A 17,152-nucleotide genomic window follows, 5' to 3' on the forward strand; every position below is an offset into this window, starting at 1 on the left:
AGATCAGGCACCGAGCCGCGGCAGCAGCCGGTGGAGCGCCCGCCGGGGCCGCGCGCCGGAAGCCGGACGGTCCTCCCGCCGCTCCTCGAGCGCGCGCAGGCGCGCGATCCGGAGCTCGGCGGCGCGGACGTCCTCCTCGTACCGGATGATCCCGATCATCGGATCGATGTGCATCTCCCGCTCCATCCCCTGTGGTGGGGCCGCACTGTCGGCGGCCGATGGGTCCACGCTCGTCTCTGAGGTGGGGCGGGGACATCGGGAGGATGCCGTATCTCTCGTGCTCCGGGGCCCGGTCGCCCGCATAAGGCGGGAGCGTCGGGGGTGGTGCGCGGAATCGGCTAGACTCGAACGCGCTGCCCGGCAGCCCCGGGGATGTAGCTCAATGGTAGAGCCCCAGTCTTCCAAACTGGCTACGCGGGTTCGATTCCCGTCATCCCCTCCGCACGCGGCCCCGTGAAGACCCGCCGACTTCGTCGGCTAGACTTCACGGGGCCGTTTCGTGTTCCCAGCGGGGGATCCCCGGGGCGTAGCTCAGCTTGGTAGAGCGCCCGCTTTGGGAGCGGGAGGCCGCAGGTTCAAATCCTGTCGCCCCGACATACGGCCACCCAGACCTATGAGCCCGACGCGCGGCCTGCGCGCGGGCACCGCAACGAGGAGAACGAAACCTTATGGTCAACAGCACCGTCGAGAAGCTCAGCCCGACGCGGGTGAAGCTGCACATCACGGTCAGCCCCGAGGAGCTCAAGCCGAGCATCCAGCACGCCTACGAGCACATCGCCCGCGACGTGCAGGTCCCCGGCTTCCGCAAGGGCAAGGTTCCGGCTCCGATCATCGACCAGCGCATCGGCCGCGGCGCCGTCATCGAGCACGCCGTCAACGAGGGCCTCGACGGGTTCTTCCGCGCCGCCGTCGCCGAGCACGAGCTGAAGATGCTCGGCCGCCCGTCGGCCGACATCGTCGAGTGGCCGAGCGAGAAGGACTTCTCGGGCGACCTGGTCGTCGACGTCGAGGTCGACGTGCGCCCCGAGTTCGACCTGCCCGACTACGAGGACCTCACCATCACGGTCGACGCGACCGAGGTCGACGAGTCGGCGCTCGACGAGGAGCTCGACCGCCTGCGCGCCCGCTTCGGCACGCTCATCCCGGTCGACCGCCCGGCCGCCAAGGGCGACTTCGTCGAGCTGGACCTGGTCGCCACGATCGACGGCAACGAGATCGACCGCGCCGAGGGCGTCTCGTACGAGGTGGGCTCGGGTGAGCTGCTCCAGGGCATCGACGAGGCCATCGAGTCGCTCACCGCGGGCGAGGACACCACGTTCCGCTCGACGCTCGTCGGCGGCGACCACGCCGGCGAGGAGGCCGAGGTGGCCGTGACGGTCAAGGCCGTCAAGGAGCGCGAGCTGCCCGAGGCCGACGATGACTTCGCCCAGATGGCGAGCGAGTTCGACACGATCGCCGAGCTGCGCGACAGCCTGCGCGAGCAGGTCGAGTCGCGTGGCGCGTTCTCGCAGGGCTCGGCGGCGCGCGACAAGCTCGTCGAGACCCTCCTCGAGAAGGTGGAGATCCCGGTCCCCGCGCAGCTCATCGAGGACGAGGTGCACAACCACCTCGAGCAGGAGAACCGCCTCGAGGACGACGCGCACCGCGCCGAGGTCGCGGAGGCCAGCGAGAAGCAGTTCCGCACGCAGATGCTGCTCGACGCCCTCGCCGAGAAGCTCGAGGTGCAGGTCTCGCAGGACGAGTTCACGCAGTACCTGATCCAGATGTCGGGCCAGTACGGCATGGCGCCGCAGCAGTTCATCGAGGCGCTCCAGCAGGGCAACCAGCTGCAGGCGGTCATCGGCGACGTGGCCCGCAACAAGGCGCTCGCGATCGTCCTGGGCAAGGTCGAGGTCGTCGACACCAACGGCAAGGCCGTGGACCTGTCGGGCTTCGCCGCGACGGACGAGGACGAGGCGGCCGCCGCCGAGGAGGCCGCCGCCGAGAAGCCCGCGGCGAAGAAGGCCCCCGCCAAGAAGGCGCCCGCGAAGAAGGCCGCGGCCGAGGAGTCCGCGGACGCCGACGAGGCTCCGGCCGAGAAGGCTCCGGCCGAGAAGGCTCCGGCCAAGAAGGCGCCCGCCAAGAAGGCTCCGGCCAAGAAGGCCGCCGCCGAGGAGGCCCCGGCCGAGGAGGCCGAGGCCCCCAAGAAGACCACGCGCAAGAAGAAGGTCGAGGTCGAGGCCGCGGAGTGATCCGCGACTGACGCCCGCGAGGGGGACGGATGCCGTGGCATCCGTCCCCCTTTCCGCACCCCGAGGAGGACCATGACCGCTCACGGCTTCGACGACTGGCAGCGGCGGATCGACGCGGTCTGGGCGGATCCCGCGCTGACGGATGAGGATCGCGTGGCGCGCATCGACGCACTGGCCGCCGAACGGGGCCCGGATGACGCGGTCGCGCTGTTCGAGCGCGCCGGCGCGCGCGACAGCGCGGGCCTCGAGACCGAGGCGGAGCCGCTGTACCGGCGCGCGATCGAGGCGGGGCTGGACGATTCCCGGCGGACGCAGGCGACCATCCAGCTGGCGAGCACGCTGCGCAACCTGGGCCGCGTGGACGAGAGCCTCGCATTGTTGCACGCCGAGTCGGAGCGCGGAGGCGCGCTGCGCGACGAGCTCGCCGCGTTCACGGCCCTCGCCCTCGTCTCGAGCGGCGATCCCGTGCGGGCGGCGTCCGTCGCGCTGACGGCGCTCGCTCCGCACCTCGGGCGCTACTCGCGCTCGGTCACCGCCTACGCGGCCGAGCTCGTCGAGGTCCGCGAGCCCTGAGGCTGCTCAGGCGCGGATGATCGCGCCGGACCGCGGCGGCACGGAGCCCGCCTCGAGCGGACGCGTCGCGAACAGCACCTCACGCGGCTCGCCGATCTCCAGCGGCGCGTCGGCGAGGTTCACGACGATCTCGAGCGCGCCGCGGCGCAGGCGGATCCACCGCGGATCCTCGCTCCACTCGGCGCTCAGGCGGGAGAACCGCGGGTCGGTGAGGTCCGGCTCCCGGCGACGCAGGGCGGCGAGCTCACGGTGCACGGCCAGCAGCCGCGTGTGCCGCGAGTCGCCGGCCTCCTCCGGGTACGGCTCGGCCCAGTCGAGCTTGGATCGCCGGAACGTCTCCGGATCCTGCGGGTCGGGGACCACCTCGGGGTCCCAGCCCATCCGTGCGAACTCCGCGATGCGGCCCTTGGCCGTGGCGGCACCGAGGTCAGGCTCCGGATGCGCCGTGAAGAACTGCCACGGCGTGGATGCCGCCCACTCCTCGCCCATGAAGACCATGGGCGTGAACGGCCCGGCCAGCGTGAGCATCGCGGCGATCGCGAGCGCGTCGTCGTCCAGCGTCTGCGAGAGCCGGTCCCCGGTGGCTCGGTTGCCGATCTGGTCGTGGTCCTGCGCGTACGCGACCAGTCGCCAGGTCGGGGTCTCGGGCGGGATCGGGTGGCCGTGCCGGCGCTCCCGGAACGACGACCAGGTGCCGTCGTGGAAGAACCCGCGCGTGGCGGCCTTGGCCAGCGCCTCGATCGGCTCGAAGTCGGCGTAGTAGCCGGCCGTCTCGCCCGTGAGCGCGACGTGCACGGCGTGGTGGTAGTCGTCGCTCCACTGCGCGTGCAGGCCGTACCCGCCCGCCTCGCGCGGCATGATCAGCTTCGGGTCGTTCATGTCCGATTCGGCGATCAGCGTGAGCGGGCGCCGCAGGTGGGCGCTCAGCGCATCGACCCGCTCGGCCATCTCCTGCAGCAGATGCGTGGGGGAGTCGTCCACCAGGGCGTGCACGGCGTCCAGTCGCAGGCCGTCGACGTGCATGTCCCGGAGCCACATGAGCGCGTTGTCCACGATGTAGTCGCGCACCTCGCGGCGGGACAGGTCGACCGACGAGCCCCACGTGTTGGCGCTGTCCTCGCGCAGGTACGGCGCGTACCGCGGCAGGTAGTTGCCGCTGGGCCCGAGGTGGTTGTAGACGACGTCCTGGATGACCGCCAGGCCCGCCGCGTGGCACGCGTCGACGAACCGCCGATAGGCGTCGGGGCCGCCGTAGGTCTCGTCGACCGCGTACCAGAGCACCCCGTCGTAGCCCCAGTTCCAGTCGCCGTTGAAGGAGTTCACCGGCAGCAGCTCGACGAAGTCGACCCCGAGGTCGACCAGGTGCGGCAGGCGGCCGATGGCGGCGTCGAGCGTGCCCTCGGGGGTGAAGGTGCCGAGATGCATCTCGTAGATGAGCGAACCGGCCAGCTGCCGGCCGGTCCAGCGGTCGTCCGTCCACGCGAAGCCGCCGAGGTCGTGCACCCGGCTCAGGTCGTGCACGCCCCGCGGCTGCCGCAGCGAGCGGGGATCGGGCAGCGGGGTCGGATCGTCGTCGAGCAGGAAGCCGTAGTCCTGCCCCGGCCGCTGCTTGACGTCCGCGCGCCACCAGCCGTCGGGGTCCCGGCGCATGGCGTGCTCGGCGCCGTCCAGGAGCAGGCGGACGGACGCCGGGCGCGGCGCCCACAGCTCGAAGCTCACGACGCGTCCTCCTCACGCAGCAGCAGGGCCACGGGGTATCGCGCCAGCAGGCCCGCCAGGCCGACGGCCCCGCCCTGCACGCTCTCCCCGGTGATCGTCTCGGTGTAGCGGCCGGGCGGCACGAGCACGACCGTGGCGCCCCAGCCCCCGCGGCGCTCCAGGCCGATCGGGAGCCGCGTCGCGACGGTGACCGCCCCGCCCCGGTCGAACGCGATCGCGTGGTCCGTGGCCGCACCGACGACCTCCAGCCCCGCGTAACGGGTGAACAGCTCGGGTCGGTCGCGACGCGCGTGGAGGGCGCGGGTCGTGACCAGGAGCTTGGCGGCTCCGGTCTCGTCCAGCTCGGGCACCTCGCCCGAGCCGATCCCCTCCAGGATGGCGCGCCGCGCGTCGTAGTCGACGGGCAGCCGGTTGTCGGGGTCGACGAGCGACCGGTTCCACAGCTCCGAGCCCTGGTAGACGTCCGGGACGCCCGGCGCCGTCAGCTGGAGGAGCTTCGCCGAGACGGAGTTCGACCATCCCGCCGCCTGCACGAACGCGACGCACTCCTCGAGCGCGGTGCGGGCGACGTCGTCGTCGAACGCCGCGTCGACGAGCGCGTGCAGCCGCGTCTCGAACTCCTCGTCGGGCTCCGTCCACGTCGTCCCCGTGCCGGCCTCGCGGGCGGCCTTCTCGGCGTACGCGTGCGCGCGCTCCCGGGACAGCGGCCACGCCCCGAGGATCGAGGCCCACAGCAGCGCCTCCAACGGCCCGTCGCCGAGCGGCGCCCGGCCGCGCAGCGTGCGCAGGGTGCTGGCCCAGAGCCCGGGCACCTCGGCCAGCGCGTCGATCCGCGCGCGGGTGTCTTCGCCGCGCTTGGTGTCGTGCGTCGACAGGGTCGTCATGGACAGCGGCCAGGAGGCCTGCCGGACGCGCTGGCGGCGGTGGAACTCCGCGACGTCGATCGCGAACTCGGACGGGTGGCCGCCCACCTCGTTCAACGACGCGAGCCGCCCGTACCGGTAGAACGCGGTGTCCTCGACGCCCTTGGCCATCACGGCGCCGGACGTCTGCTGGAACCGGATCGCCGCGGCGTGCGCCGGATCCGACAGCGCCGGCAGCAGGCGGTCGATCGCGGCGGCGAGGTCGGGGCGGCGCCCGCGCGCCGCGTGCGCGGCCTCGTGCAGGTGCTCGATCCCGGCTGGCAGGTAGGAGCGGTACACCGGGAAGCACGCGAGCAGCTCGGCGAGCGCGTCCTCGGCATCCGGCCCATCCGGGACCAGCCGGGCGAGCCGGCGCACCTCGGCGTGGAGCAGCCGGTCGGCGATCGCGCGCTTGCCGTCGTGCACCATGGCGGCCCAGTCGACGGCGCCGCCGCGCGATTCGACCTCCAGCTCGTCCAGCGCGCCCCGGCCGGCGGGGTCGACCAGCACGCGGTCGACGTCGCCGAGCGCGTCGTATCCCGTGGTGCCCGCCGTCGCCCAGTGGGCGGGCAGCTCCTCGCCGGGCTCGAGGATCTTCTCGACCAGCACGTACGCACCGTCCGTCGCCTCGGCCAGCCGCTCGAGGTAGCCGCCCGGATCCGTGAGCCCGTCCGGGTGGTCGATGCGCAGCCCGTCCACGAGCCCCTCGCGCACCCAGCGCAGGATCTCGGCGTGCGACTCGTCGAACACCCACGGCACCTCGACCCGCACCGCCGCGAGCGTCGAGACGGCGAAGAAGCGCCGGTAGTTCAGCTCGGAGTCGCCGCGCCTCCAGTGCACGAGCTCGTAGTGCTGGCGCGCGTGCACCTCGGCGGGCGGGGCGCCGTCGTCGCCCGTGCCCGGCGCGAGCGGGAAGCGGTGATCCCAGTACCGCAGCGTGCCGTCCTCGACCCGCAGGGGCGGGTCGTCCTCGCCCAGCACCGGGATCCGGATGCGCCCGCCGCCCGCGTCCCAGTCGATGTCGAACGCGTCGGCGTAGCGCGAGCCGCGGCCGTGCGTCAGCACGTCCCACCACCAGGGATTGAGGTGCGGCGTCGCGACGCCGACGTGGTTCGGCACGACGTCGGCGAGCACGCCGAGGCCCGCGTCGCGGGCCGCCTGCGCGAAGCGGGCCAGCCCCTCGGCGCCGCCGCGCGCCGGATCGACCTTCGAGTGGTCGACGACGTCGTAGCCGTGGTTCGATCCCGGCTCGCTGGCCAGGAGCGGAGAGAGGTACACGGTGTCGATCCCGAGATCCGCCAGGTATCCGACGATCTCCGCGGCGGCGTCGAGCGGGAACTCCTCGCGGATCTGGAGCCGGTAGGTGGCGCGGGGGACGCGGCGGCTCATGCCTTGCCCCGCATGTGGCGCACCGACGCGGCGGGGGAGTAGTCGGTCGCCGCCTCGGGGTCGCGCCACTCCTGCAGCACCACCACGGAGCGCGCCTCGACCGGCAGGGCGCTGCCGGCCTCGCGCTGCGACGGATCCGGTCCGTTCGCGGTGTTGAGCACGATCTCCCAGGACGCGCAGTACTCGGCGGCCGGCAGCGTGAAGTCCACGGGCTCGGAGTGCGCGTTGAAGCAGATCAGGAAGTGCCGGTCCGTGATCCGCTCGCCGCGCGAGCCGCGCTCGTGGATGCCCTGGCCGTTGAGGAACACGCCCAGCGAGCGCGCGTAGCTCGTCTGCCAGTCGCTGTCGTCCATGGCCGTGCCGTCGGGGCGGAGCCACGCGATGTCCGGCACCGGGCCGCCCTCGCCGCGCCACACGACGCGCCCGTCGAAGTAGCCCCAGCGGCGGAATGCGGGGTGCTCCCGGCGCAGTCGGGCGACGTGGGCCGTGAACTCGATGAGCGGCTCGTCGGCCTCGTCCCAGTGGATCCAGCTGAGCGGCGTGTCCTGCGCGTAGCCGTTGTTGTTGCCCTCCTGCGTCCGGCCGAGCTCGTCGCCGTGGAGCAGCATCGGCACGCCCTGCGACAGCAGCAGGGTCGCGATCATGTTGCGCTGCTGGCGGGCGCGGAGCTCGAGGATCTCCGGATCGTCCGTCGGTCCCTCGACGCCGAGGTTGTACGAGCGGTTGTGCGACTCGCCGTCCTTGCCGCCCTCGCCGTTCGCGTCGTTGTGCTTCTCGTTGTAGGACACGAGGTCGCGCAGCGTGAAGCCGTCGTGCGCCGTGACGAAGTTGATGGACGCGATCGGGCGGCGCGCATTGGCCTCGTACAGGTCCGCGGAGCCCGTGAAGCGCGACGCGAACTCGCCCAGGGTCGCCGGCTCGCCGCGCCAGAAGTCCCGGACCGTGTCGCGGTACTTGCCGTTCCACTCGGTCCACTGCGGCGGGAAGTTGCCGACCTGGTAGCCGCCGGGGCCGACGTCCCACGGCTCCGCGATCAGCTTGACCTGCGACACCACCGGATCCTGCTGCACCAGGTCGAAGAAGCTGGAGAGCCGGTCGACCTCGTAGAACTCCCGCGCGAGCGTCGCGGCCAGGTCGAAGCGGAACCCGTCGACGTGCATCTCGGTCACCCAGTAGCGCAGCGAGTCCATGATGAGCTGCAGCGAGTGCGGGTTGCGGACGTTGAGGGTGTTCCCCGTGCCCGTGTAGTCCATGTAGTACTGCTTGTCGTCCTCCACGAGGCGGTAGTACGCGGCGTTGTCGATGCCCTTGAACGACAGGGTCGGCCCCAGGTGGTTGCCCTCCGCGGTGTGGTTGTAGACCACGTCCAGGATGACCTCGATGCCGGCCGCGTGCAGCGCGCGCACCATGGCCTTGAACTCCTGCACCTGCTCGCCCTTGTCTCCGCTGGACGAGTACTCGCCGTGGGGCGCGAGGAACCCGAGCGTGTTGTAGCCCCAGTAGTTGCGCAGCCCCCTCTCCAGCAGCACCGAGTCGTGCACGAACTGGTGCACGGGCATCAGCTCGATCGCGGTGATGCCCAGGCGCTGCAGGTGCGCGATGACCGCGGGATGCGCGACGCCTGCGTATGTGCCGCGCTGCTCCTCGGGGATCTCGGGGTGCAGCTCCGTGAGGCCCTTCACGTGCGCCTCGTAGATGAGAGTGCGGCCGTACGGCGTGCCGGGGCGGCGGTCGCCGCGCCAGTCGAAGTACGGATTGATCACGACCGACCGCATGGTGTGCGGGGCCGAGTCGTCCTGGTTGCGCACGTCGGGGTCGTCGAACGTGTGGTCGAACAGGGCGGGATCCCAGTCGATCGAGCCGGACATCGCCTTGGCGTAGGGGTCGACCAGCAGCTTGCTCGGGTCGCAGCGCAGGCCGTTCGCGGGGTCGAAGGGCCCGTGCACGCGGTAGCCGTACTCCTGGCCGGGGGCCACGTCGGGCAGGTACGCGTGCCACACGTTGGCGTCGACCTCGATGAGGGGCACGCGCGTCTCCGTGCCCGCGTCGTCGAACAGGCACAGCTCGACCTTCTCGGCGACCTCGCTGAAGAGGGCGAAGTTCGTGCCGTCGCCGTCATAGGTCGCGCCGAGGGGATAGGGACGTCCGGGCCACGTTTCCATGCGCACCTGCCGTTCTGGTTGTGGTCCTGAGGAGGGTCTCGGCTCGACGCTAGCGGGGTCCCGGACGCCGGGAAAAGGGCTTGCCGGTTGAGCACGGACCCGGTACCGCGCGCCCCACGCTGGGCCTCCGCGACGCGAACGTATGCCCACGGCGAACACGCGCGAGGCCCGGATACCCCGCGGGTAGGGTCATATCGACGCACCACTGAATGGAGTGAGAATGCCCGAACCGCTGATGGCACAGAGTGTCTTCGACCGGCTGCTGAAGGACCGCATCATCTGGCTTGGCTCGGAGGTGCGCGACGAGAACGCGAACGAGATCTGCGCGAAGATCCTGCTGCTCGCCGCCGAGGACTCGCAGAAGGACATCTACCTGTACATCAACTCGCCCGGCGGCTCGATCACTGCGGGCATGGCGATCTACGACACCATGCAGTTCGTGCCGAACGACATCGTCACGGTCGGCATCGGCATGGCCGCCTCGATGGGTCAGCTCCTGCTCACCAGCGGCACCAAGGGCAAGCGCTACATCACCCCGAACGCCCGCGTGCTGCTGCACCAGCCGCACGGCGGCTTCGGCGGCACGGCCAGCGACATCCAGACCCAGGCCCAGCTGATCCTCGACATGAAGCGCCGCCTGGCCGAGATCACGGCCGCACAGACCGGCAAGACCGTCGAGCAGATCAACGAGGACGGCGACCGCGACCGCTGGTTCTCGGCCGAGGAGGCCCTCGCGTACGGCTTCGTCGACCACATCCGCGAGCACGCCGTCGACGTCACCGGTGCCGGCGGCACCGACCGCGCGGCGAACTGAGCCGGCAGCCACAGAGAAGGACGTATCGAAGATGCACACCCCCTACACCGGCCAGACGTCGCCCCAGGGCCTGCAGATGCCCGGCAGCCGCTACATCCTGCCCCAGTTCGAGGAGCGCACGGCCTACGGCTACAAGCGTCAGGACCCGTACAACAAGCTGTTCGAGGACCGCGTGATCTTCCTCGGCGTGCAGGTCGACGACGCGTCGGCCGACGACGTGATGGCGCAGCTGCTCGTCCTGGAGAGCCAGGATCCGGACCGCGACATCATCATGTACATCAACTCGCCCGGCGGCTCGTTCACGGCCATGACGGCGATCTACGACACGATGCAGTACATCTCGCCCCAGATCCAGACCGTGGTCCTGGGACAGGCGGCCTCCGCGGCGGCCGTACTGCTCGCGGCCGGCGCGCCCGGCAAGCGCCTGGCGCTGCCGAACGCGCGCATCCTGATCCACCAGCCCGCCGTGGGCGAGGCCGGCCACGGCCAGGCGTCGGACATCGAGATCCAGGCGGCCGAGATCCTGCGCATGCGCACGTGGCTCGAGGAGACGCTGTCGAAGCACTCCAACCGCTCGGTCGAGCAGGTCAACAAGGACATCGACCGCGACAAGATCCTCGGCGCGGTCGACGCGGTCGAGTACGGCCTCGTCGACCAGGTGCTCACGACCCGCAAGCGCCAGGCGATCGCCAAGTAGTCGCCGACCTCCGTCGGCCCGACGCCCCGGATCCCGCGTGGGATCCGGGGCGTCGTCGTATCTCCGCGGTAACGTCCTCGAAACCCCGGCCCGGGACCATGGGCCGCGACGGAGCGGATCGAAGGGGGAGCATGACGAGCGTTCAGACCAGGGGCGGGCGCCGCGACGGCGTGTTCGTGAAGGCGATGGGATCGGTCGACGCGCTGTTCGTCGGCTTCGGCGCCATGATCGGCTTCGGCTGGATCACGCTGACCAGCGGCTGGCTCACCTCCGCGGGCACGTGGGGAGCCATGCTCGCGTTCATCGTCGGCGGGGCCATCATGGTCCTCGTCGGCCTGGTGTACTCGGAGCTCGTGTCGGCCATGCCGCACGCGGGCGGCGAGCACAACTACCTCATGCGGGGCATGGGACCGCGCTGGTCGATGCTCGGGTCGTGGGCCATCACGGGCGGCTACATCACGGTCATCCTGTTCGAGGCCGTCGCGACGCCGCGCACGTTCGACTACCTGTTCCCGGGCCTCGCCTCGCTCATGCCGATGTACACCGTCGCGGGCTTCGAGGTCGGGCTGCCGTGGGCGCTCGTCGGCGTCGTGGCCGCGGTCGTCGTGACGTGGATCAACATCCGCGGCGTGAAGATCACGTCGCTCGTGCAGACCTTCGTGGTGTCGTTCCTCCTCCTGGTCGCGGCGCTCCTGGTCTTCGGAGGGTTCGCGGGCGGCGACGTCGCCAACACCGAGCCGCACTTCGTCGGCGGCGTCGCGGGGTTCGCGATCGTGCTCGGCGCCGTGCCGTTCCTGTTCGTCGGCTTCGACGTGATCCCGCAGGCGGCCGAGGAGATCGACCTGCCGCCGAAACGGATCGGACGGGTGCTCATCCTGTCCGTCGCGATGGCCGTGGCGTTCTACCTCGTGGTGATCTACGTCACCTCGCTGGCCATGCCGGCGAGCGAGCTGGCCTCGTTCGACCTCGTGACCGCCGACGCGCTGGCCATCATGCTGGGCGCGGACTTCTGGGGACGGGTCGTGATCGCGGGGGGCCTGGCCGGCATCCTGACCTCGTGGATCGGCTTCCTGCTGGGAGCGTCGCGCCTGCTGTGGGCGATGTCGGTCTCGGGCATGATCCCGGAGTGGTTCGGGAAGGTGCACCCGAAGTACCGCACGCCGTCGAACGCGCTGCTCTTCATCGGCGCGCTGTCGGTCCTCGCCCCCTTCGGCGGCACCGCGGTGCTGGGCTGGGCCGTCGACGGCGGCTCGCCGATGATCGTGCTCGCGTACGCGCTCGTCGCGCTGTCGTTCTGCCTGCTGCGCGTCAAGGACCCGGGGATGTCGCGCCCGTTCCGCGTGGGGCGCGGGCGCACGACCGGGATGGTCGTGGGCGTCGCGGCGACCGTGCTGTGCGTGCTGCTGTTCCTGCTCTACATCCCCGGTCTCACACCCATCAGCATCACGCTCGCCTGGCAGTCGTACCTGATCTTCGCGGTCTGGATGGTCGTCGGCGTGGTGTTCGCGCTCCGGCTCCCGAGCGGCATCAAGGCCGGGCCCGACACCGAGGCGATCCTGATCGCGGAGATCGCCGCTCGCCGCGGGCGCTCGGCGAAGGGCTGACCCGAGTCCGTGCGACGGACCGTGACAGGACTGTCACCGAATACGTCGCGCGTCGCGGCCCGGTGTCGGCGGCAGCGGTTAGGCTCGTGGAAGCTCGAACGGAAAGGCCCGAGGAGGACACATGGCTCGCATCGGTGAGAGCGCCGACCTGTTCAAGTGCTCCTTCTGCGGGAAGAGCCAGAAGCAGGTCCAGCAGCTGATCGCCGGCCCCGGCGTCTACATCTGCGACGAGTGCGTCGAACTCTGCAACGAGATCATCGAAGAGCGGATGGCCGAGTCCCAGGGCGGGGGAGAGGTCGCGGAGTTCGACTTGCCCAAGCCGCGCGAGATCTTCCAGTTCCTCGAGGAGTACGTCGTCGGCCAGGAGCCCGCCAAGCGCGCGCTCGCGGTCGCGGTCTACAACCACTACAAGCGCGTCCGCGCGCGCGGCGAGCTGAAGCCCGCCGACCAGAAGGCCGAGGACGTCGAGGTCGCCAAGAGCAACATCCTGATGCTCGGCCCGACCGGCTGCGGCAAGACCTATCTCGCCCAGACCCTCGCGAAGCGCCTGAACGTGCCGTTCGCCGTGGCCGACGCGACGGCCCTCACCGAGGCCGGGTACGTGGGCGAGGACGTCGAGAACATCCTGCTCAAGCTGCTCCAGGCCGCGGACTTCGACGTCAAGCGCGCCGAGACCGGCATCATCTACATCGACGAGGTCGACAAGATCGCCCGCAAGGCCGAGAACCCGTCGATCACGCGCGACGTCTCGGGCGAGGGAGTGCAGCAGGCGCTGCTGAAGATCCTCGAGGGCACGGTCGCCTCGGTGCCGCCGCAGGGCGGCCGCAAGCACCCGCACCAGGAGTTCATCCAGATCGACACGACGAACGTCCTGTTCATCGTCGCGGGGGCGTTCGCCGGACTCGAGGACATCATCTCGTCGCGCGTCGGCAAGCACGGCGTCGGCTTCGGCGCCCCGCTGCACGACAAGAGCGACGACAGCGCGCTGTTCGGCGAGGTGCTGCCGGAGGACTTGCACAAGTTCGGCCTGATCCCCGAGTTCATCGGACGCCTGCCCGTGATCGCCTCGGTGCAGCCGCTCGACCAGGACGCGCTCATGGAGATCCTGACCGCGCCGCGCAACGCGCTGGTCAAGCAGTACCAGCGCATGTTCGAGCTCGACGGCGTGCAGCTCGAGTTCGAGGAGGAGGCGCTCCGTGCGATCGCCGACCTCGCGGTGCTGCGCAAGACCGGCGCGCGCGGCCTGCGTGCGATCCTGGAGGACGTGCTCGGCCCGATCATGTTCGAGATCCCCTCGAGCGACGACGTGGCCAAGGTCGTCATCACGCGCGCCGCGGTCGAGGACGGCGCCGAGCCGACCCTCGTCCTGGCCCAGAAGAAGAAGAGCGCCTGACGCGTCAGGGCTTGCCGACGGCGAGCCTCGAGCGCACCTCGGCGTCCTCGTCGAGGAACTCCGGCTCGGCCTCCGCGCCGACCGCGTCGAAGTAGCGGCTCAGGAAGCATCGGAACGCGGCCGCGTACGCGATGTCGGCGATCTCGAGGTCGCTGAAGCCCACCTCACGCAGCCGCGTGATGTCGCTCTCGCGGATCCGGGAGGCGTCGACCGCGATCTGCTCCGCGTAGTCCAGCATCGCGACGTCCCGCTCGCTGAGGCCCGCGCTGCGGTGGTCCGCCTGGATGGCCAGGGCGCGATCGCGGCCGACGAAGCGCGTGAGGCCGCGGAAGTACACGTGGCTGCAGTAGCTGGACGGCACGTGCTTGGCGACCACCAGCGTGATCATGCGGAAGGCCTCCAGACCCAGCGAGAAGCCGTCGCGCATCTGGTGGAGGAGGCGCTCCACGGGAGCGATGAGGTCCGGTCTGGCCGAGAGGCTCCGGGTCGCGTTCATGACGGATCCCATGGCCTCCCGCTCCGCCGCGTAGACCTCCGCGATCTCTCCGTCCGCCTCTTCGTCAGACACGGTCCTCAGGTACATGGCGCCTCCCGTCGGCCCCCCTGCGCGAAGCGTAGACCCGGCGGGGGCGCCGCCGACAGGCCTCAGCCCGTGAGGCCCCGCCGCCTCAGCAGCGGCGCGATCTCGGCGTCTCGCCCGCGGAAGTCGCGGTAGGCCTCGAGCGGATCCTTCGAACCGCCGACGCCGAGCAGGCGCCGGCGGAACCGGTCGCCGCTCCCGCGCGCGAGGCCGCCGTTCTCGCGGAACCACTCGACCGTGTCAGCGTCGAGCACCTCGGCCCAGATGTACGAGTAGTAGCCGGCGCTGTACCCGCCCGAGAACACGTGGGCGAAGTACGTCGACGAGTAGCGCGGGGGGACCGCGGGGTCGTCCAGGCCGATCTCGGCCAGCGCCGCGGCCTCGAACGCCGCGACGTCGGTCACGGACTCGGCCTCCTCCGGCGACAGCGAGTGCCATGCCTGATCCAGCCAGGCGGCGGCGAGGTACTCGCTGGTCGCGAAGCCCTGGTTGAACGACTCCGTGGCCCGCAGCCTCTCGACCACGTCGCCAGGGAGCGGCTCCCCGGTCTCGTGGTGCACGGCGTAGTTCGCGAGCACCTCCGGCCAGAGGATCCACATCTCGTTGACCTGGCTGGGGAACTCGACGAAGTCGCGATGCACGGCCGTGGCCGCGAAGTGCGGGTAGGTCACGGTCGCGAACAGGCCGTGCAGCGCGTGCCCGAACTCGTGGAAGAGCGTGGTGACCTGATCCAGCGTCAGCAGCGTCGGCTCTCCGGGGGCGGGCTTGGGGACGTTGAGGTTGTTGACCACCACGGGCTGGGTGCCGCGCAGCCGGGACTGCTTCACGATCGAGTTCATCCAGGCGCCGCCGTGCTTCGAGTCGCGCGTGTAGAGGTCGAGCACGTAGAGCCCGAGCGGCGAGCCGTCCTCGTTCACGACCTCGAACGTGCGCGCATCCGGGTGGTAGGCCGGGATGTCCGCCCGCTCGCGGAAGGTCACGCCGTACAGCAGGGTCGCGGCGTGGAACACGCCGTCGCGCAGCACGCGCTCTGCCTCGAACCACGGGCGCAGCGCGGTCGTGTCGAGGTCGTACTCGGCGGCCCGGACCCGCTCGGTCCAGAAGGCCCAGTCGTGCGCGGCGAGCTCATACGGCTCCGGCTCGGTCTCGTCGACCAGCCGCTGCAGCGCGGCCTTCTCTGCCCGCGCGTTGCGGGCCGCCGGCGCCGCGAGGTCGAGCAGCAGGCCGCGGACAGCCTCCGGTGTGCCGGCCGTCTGATCGGCGGTCACGTAGGCCGCGTGCGACGCGTAGCCGAGCAGCCGCGCGCGCTGCGCGCGCAGACGCACGATCTCGAGGAGCACGGGGCCGTTGTCGTGCGCGTCCCCGCGCGAGCCGCGGGCGAGCGAGGCGGCCATGATCCGCTCGCGCGCCGCCCGGTCCGTGAGCTGCGCCAGGTAGGGGTGTCCGGAGAAGAGCGTGAGGGTGACCAGCAGCCCGCCGTCCAGACCGCGGTCGCGCGCCGCCTGCGTCGCGGCCGACAGCTCGCCCGGCGTCAGCCCGTCGAGCGCCGCGGCGTCGTCGAAGACGACCGCGAGGTCGTTGGTGTCGGCGAGCAGGTTCTTCTCGAACTGGTTGGTGAGCTCCGACAGGCGCCGGTTCAGCTCGGTGAGGCGCGCTTTCGTGTCGTCATCGAGCGCGGCTCCCGCGTGGGTCATCTCGCGGAAGTGCCGCTCGACCAGGCGGCGCTCCTCGGGCTCCAGGCCGAGCTCCTCGATGCGGTCGTGCAGGGCGCGGATGCGCGCGTACAGGCGGGCATCGAGCTGGATGGCGTCGGTGTGGGCCGACATCAGGGGCGCGAGCCGCTCGTCGACGTCCTGGATCGCGGGCGTCGCGTCGGCCGCGCTCACCGTGTAGAAGGCGAGCAGCACGCGCTCCAGCAGGGCGCCGGCCCGCTCCAGCGCGACCATCGTATTGTCGAACGTCGGCTCGTCCTCGCGGGTGGCGATCGCCTCGATCTCGGCGCGATGCTCGGCGAAGGCTGCCTCGAATGCCGGGAGGTAGTGCTCCGGCCGGATCGCGGCGTAGTCGGGCACCCCGTACGGCAGGGGCGAGGGGGCGAGCAGGGGGTTGAACTCGGGCGCCTCGGTCATGCGTCCCACCCTACGACGCGGTGCCGCCGAGTCTCTGCAAAGAAATGCTTGCAAAGAAATCTTTGCAACTGTACGGTCGATGCCATGGACGACAAGAGCGAGACCACCGAGGCGCGAGAGCATCGCGTGCTCGGCGTCGCCGCGCTGCGTGCGCTGGCCCATCCGCTGCGGATGCGGATCCTCGACATCCTGAGTCAGAACGGCCCCCAGACCTCCAGCACCCTCGCGGAGCTCACGGGCGAGTCGTCCGGCTCGACGAGCTACCACCTGCGGATCCTCGCGCGCCAGGACCTCATCCGCGAGATCCCCGAGCGCAGCACGGGGCGCGAGCGCTGGTGGGAGCGTCCGCACGAGTCGCTCGCGTTCGGCGACACGGAGGAGACCCGCTCGCCCGCCGGCCGCGCCGCGCTGCAGGCCGCGACCGCCGAGTTCCATCGCCGCCGCGCGCAGGAGCTGGAGGAGTTCTTCACGAGCCGCATCGATCGCGAGCCGGAGGCCTGGCGGGAGGTCAGCGCGTCGTTCACGACCACGACCCGGATGAACCCGGATCAGCTCGCGGCCCTGGGAAAGCAGATCGAGGAGCTCGTGCGCGAGGCCGGGGCGCGCTATCGGGACCAGCAGGGCGACGACGTGCGGGCCGTGAGCATCCGTGCCGACCTGTTCCCCCTGCCCGAGATCGGAGGCACCGCATGACCGCCGTCTCCTTCCCCAAGCCGACCGCCGCGATGCCCTCGCTGCGGATCACGACGGCGGAGCGCCTCGCCCTGCGTGCGGCCGACGCGCTGGCGGCGCACATCCACCGGCAGGCGATGCGCCGCGGCGCGCGGCTGATGGCCGACCTCGAGCGCGAGCGGCTGCTCGGCGAGGCGCGCATGGCCGCCGCGCACGCGTCGGCGCGCACGCTGCCGCGGCTTTGAGGGAGTGACGACGAAGGCGCTGCGGATCGATGATCCCCGGCG

Annotated in this window: 14 protein-coding genes and 2 tRNA genes; 10 read left to right on the top strand and 6 right to left on the bottom strand. The window is 71.2% G+C overall.

What is annotated here, in order from left to right; all coding sequences use genetic code 11:
• Positions 1 to 3: 3 nt before the first annotated feature.
• Positions 4 to 174, bottom strand: a complete 171-nt coding sequence (locus tag ASD19_RS14380; RefSeq protein ID WP_156377161.1) for a hypothetical protein — start codon at positions 172 to 174, stop codon at positions 4 to 6.
• 194 nt (positions 175 to 368) lie between these two features.
• On the opposite strand from ASD19_RS14380, the gene ASD19_RS08865 reads away from it, so the two are divergent.
• From ASD19_RS08865 to ASD19_RS08880, 4 genes are all read left to right on the top strand, one after another.
• Positions 369 to 439: transfer RNA gene (locus tag ASD19_RS08865), tRNA-Gly, on the top strand.
• Positions 440 to 520: 81 nt separating this feature from the next.
• Positions 521 to 594: transfer RNA gene (locus ASD19_RS08870), tRNA-Pro, on the top strand.
• Positions 595 to 668: 74 nt separating this feature from the next.
• Positions 669 to 2,231 (top strand): trigger factor, encoded by a 1,563-nt coding sequence (gene tig / locus ASD19_RS08875; RefSeq protein ID WP_055991350.1) that lies wholly within the window; start codon positions 669 to 671, stop codon positions 2,229 to 2,231.
• A gap of 72 nt (positions 2,232 to 2,303) precedes the next feature.
• Positions 2,304 to 2,804 carry a tetratricopeptide repeat protein gene (locus ASD19_RS08880; RefSeq protein ID WP_055991353.1) on the top strand — a complete coding sequence of 167 codons (501 nt, stop codon included), beginning with the start codon at positions 2,304 to 2,306 and terminating at the stop codon, positions 2,802 to 2,804.
• A 6-nt stretch (positions 2,805 to 2,810) separates the two neighbouring features.
• Here the strand turns inward: ASD19_RS08880 and treZ are convergent, their stop codons facing one another.
• The 3 genes from treZ to glgX are packed head-to-tail and all read right to left on the bottom strand — an operon-like array spanning position 2,811 to position 8,976.
• On the bottom strand, positions 2,811 to 4,523 hold the full coding sequence (gene treZ / locus ASD19_RS08885) for a malto-oligosyltrehalose trehalohydrolase (protein WP_055991356.1): 1,713 nt from the start codon (positions 4,521 to 4,523) through the stop codon (positions 2,811 to 2,813).
• On the bottom strand, positions 4,520 to 6,814 hold the full coding sequence (gene treY, locus ASD19_RS08890) for a malto-oligosyltrehalose synthase (protein WP_055991359.1): 2,295 nt from the start codon (positions 6,812 to 6,814) through the stop codon (positions 4,520 to 4,522). The genes treZ and treY overlap by 4 nt, the downstream gene beginning before the upstream one ends.
• Positions 6,811 to 8,976, bottom strand: coding sequence for a glycogen debranching protein GlgX (glgX, locus tag ASD19_RS08895; RefSeq protein ID WP_055991362.1), 2,166 nt, complete (start codon positions 8,974 to 8,976; stop codon positions 6,811 to 6,813). Before glgX ends, treY begins: the two co-directional genes overlap by 4 nt.
• A 220-nt stretch (positions 8,977 to 9,196) precedes the next feature.
• On the opposite strand from glgX, the gene ASD19_RS08900 reads away from it, so the two are divergent.
• From ASD19_RS08900 to clpX, 4 genes are all read left to right on the top strand, one after another.
• Entirely contained in the window at positions 9,197 to 9,790 is a 594-nt protein-coding gene (locus ASD19_RS08900; protein ID WP_055991364.1) for an ATP-dependent Clp protease proteolytic subunit, read from the top strand.
• Between the two features lie 31 nt (positions 9,791 to 9,821).
• Positions 9,822 to 10,487, top strand: coding sequence for an ATP-dependent Clp protease proteolytic subunit (locus tag ASD19_RS08905; RefSeq protein WP_055991367.1), 666 nt, complete (start codon positions 9,822 to 9,824; stop codon positions 10,485 to 10,487).
• 131 nt (positions 10,488 to 10,618) lie between these two features.
• Positions 10,619 to 12,091: an APC family permease gene (locus ASD19_RS08910; protein ID WP_055991370.1), complete on the top strand. Its 1,473-nt coding sequence runs from the start codon at positions 10,619 to 10,621 to the stop codon at positions 12,089 to 12,091.
• A gap of 121 nt (positions 12,092 to 12,212) precedes the next feature.
• Positions 12,213 to 13,484, top strand: coding sequence for an ATP-dependent Clp protease ATP-binding subunit ClpX (clpX, locus tag ASD19_RS08915; RefSeq protein ID WP_055991373.1), 1,272 nt, complete (start codon positions 12,213 to 12,215; stop codon positions 13,482 to 13,484).
• A 4-nt stretch (positions 13,485 to 13,488) separates the two neighbouring features.
• On the opposite strand, the gene ASD19_RS08920 is transcribed toward clpX, so the two are convergent.
• Both ASD19_RS08920 and ASD19_RS08925 read right to left on the bottom strand, forming a co-directional pair.
• Entirely contained in the window at positions 13,489 to 14,052 is a 564-nt protein-coding gene (locus ASD19_RS08920; protein ID WP_200941094.1) for a hypothetical protein, read from the bottom strand.
• A 77-nt stretch (positions 14,053 to 14,129) separates the two neighbouring features.
• Positions 14,130 to 16,193, bottom strand: coding sequence for a M3 family metallopeptidase (locus ASD19_RS08925; protein WP_055991379.1), 2,064 nt, complete (start codon positions 16,191 to 16,193; stop codon positions 14,130 to 14,132).
• 84 nt (positions 16,194 to 16,277) lie between these two features.
• Between ASD19_RS08925 and ASD19_RS08930 the strand changes: the two genes are divergently transcribed.
• Positions 16,278 to 16,886 (top strand): ArsR/SmtB family transcription factor, encoded by a 609-nt coding sequence (locus ASD19_RS08930; RefSeq protein ID WP_055991382.1) that lies wholly within the window; start codon positions 16,278 to 16,280, stop codon positions 16,884 to 16,886.
• Positions 16,883 to 17,110 (top strand): hypothetical protein, encoded by a 228-nt coding sequence (locus tag ASD19_RS08935; RefSeq protein ID WP_055991385.1) that lies wholly within the window; start codon positions 16,883 to 16,885, stop codon positions 17,108 to 17,110. The genes ASD19_RS08930 and ASD19_RS08935 overlap by 4 nt, the downstream gene beginning before the upstream one ends.
• Positions 17,111 to 17,152 lie beyond the last annotated feature (42 nt).

It is taken from the genome of Microbacterium sp. Root53, from assembly GCF_001426925.1.
Lineage (GTDB): Bacteria > Actinomycetota > Actinomycetes > Actinomycetales > Microbacteriaceae > Microbacterium.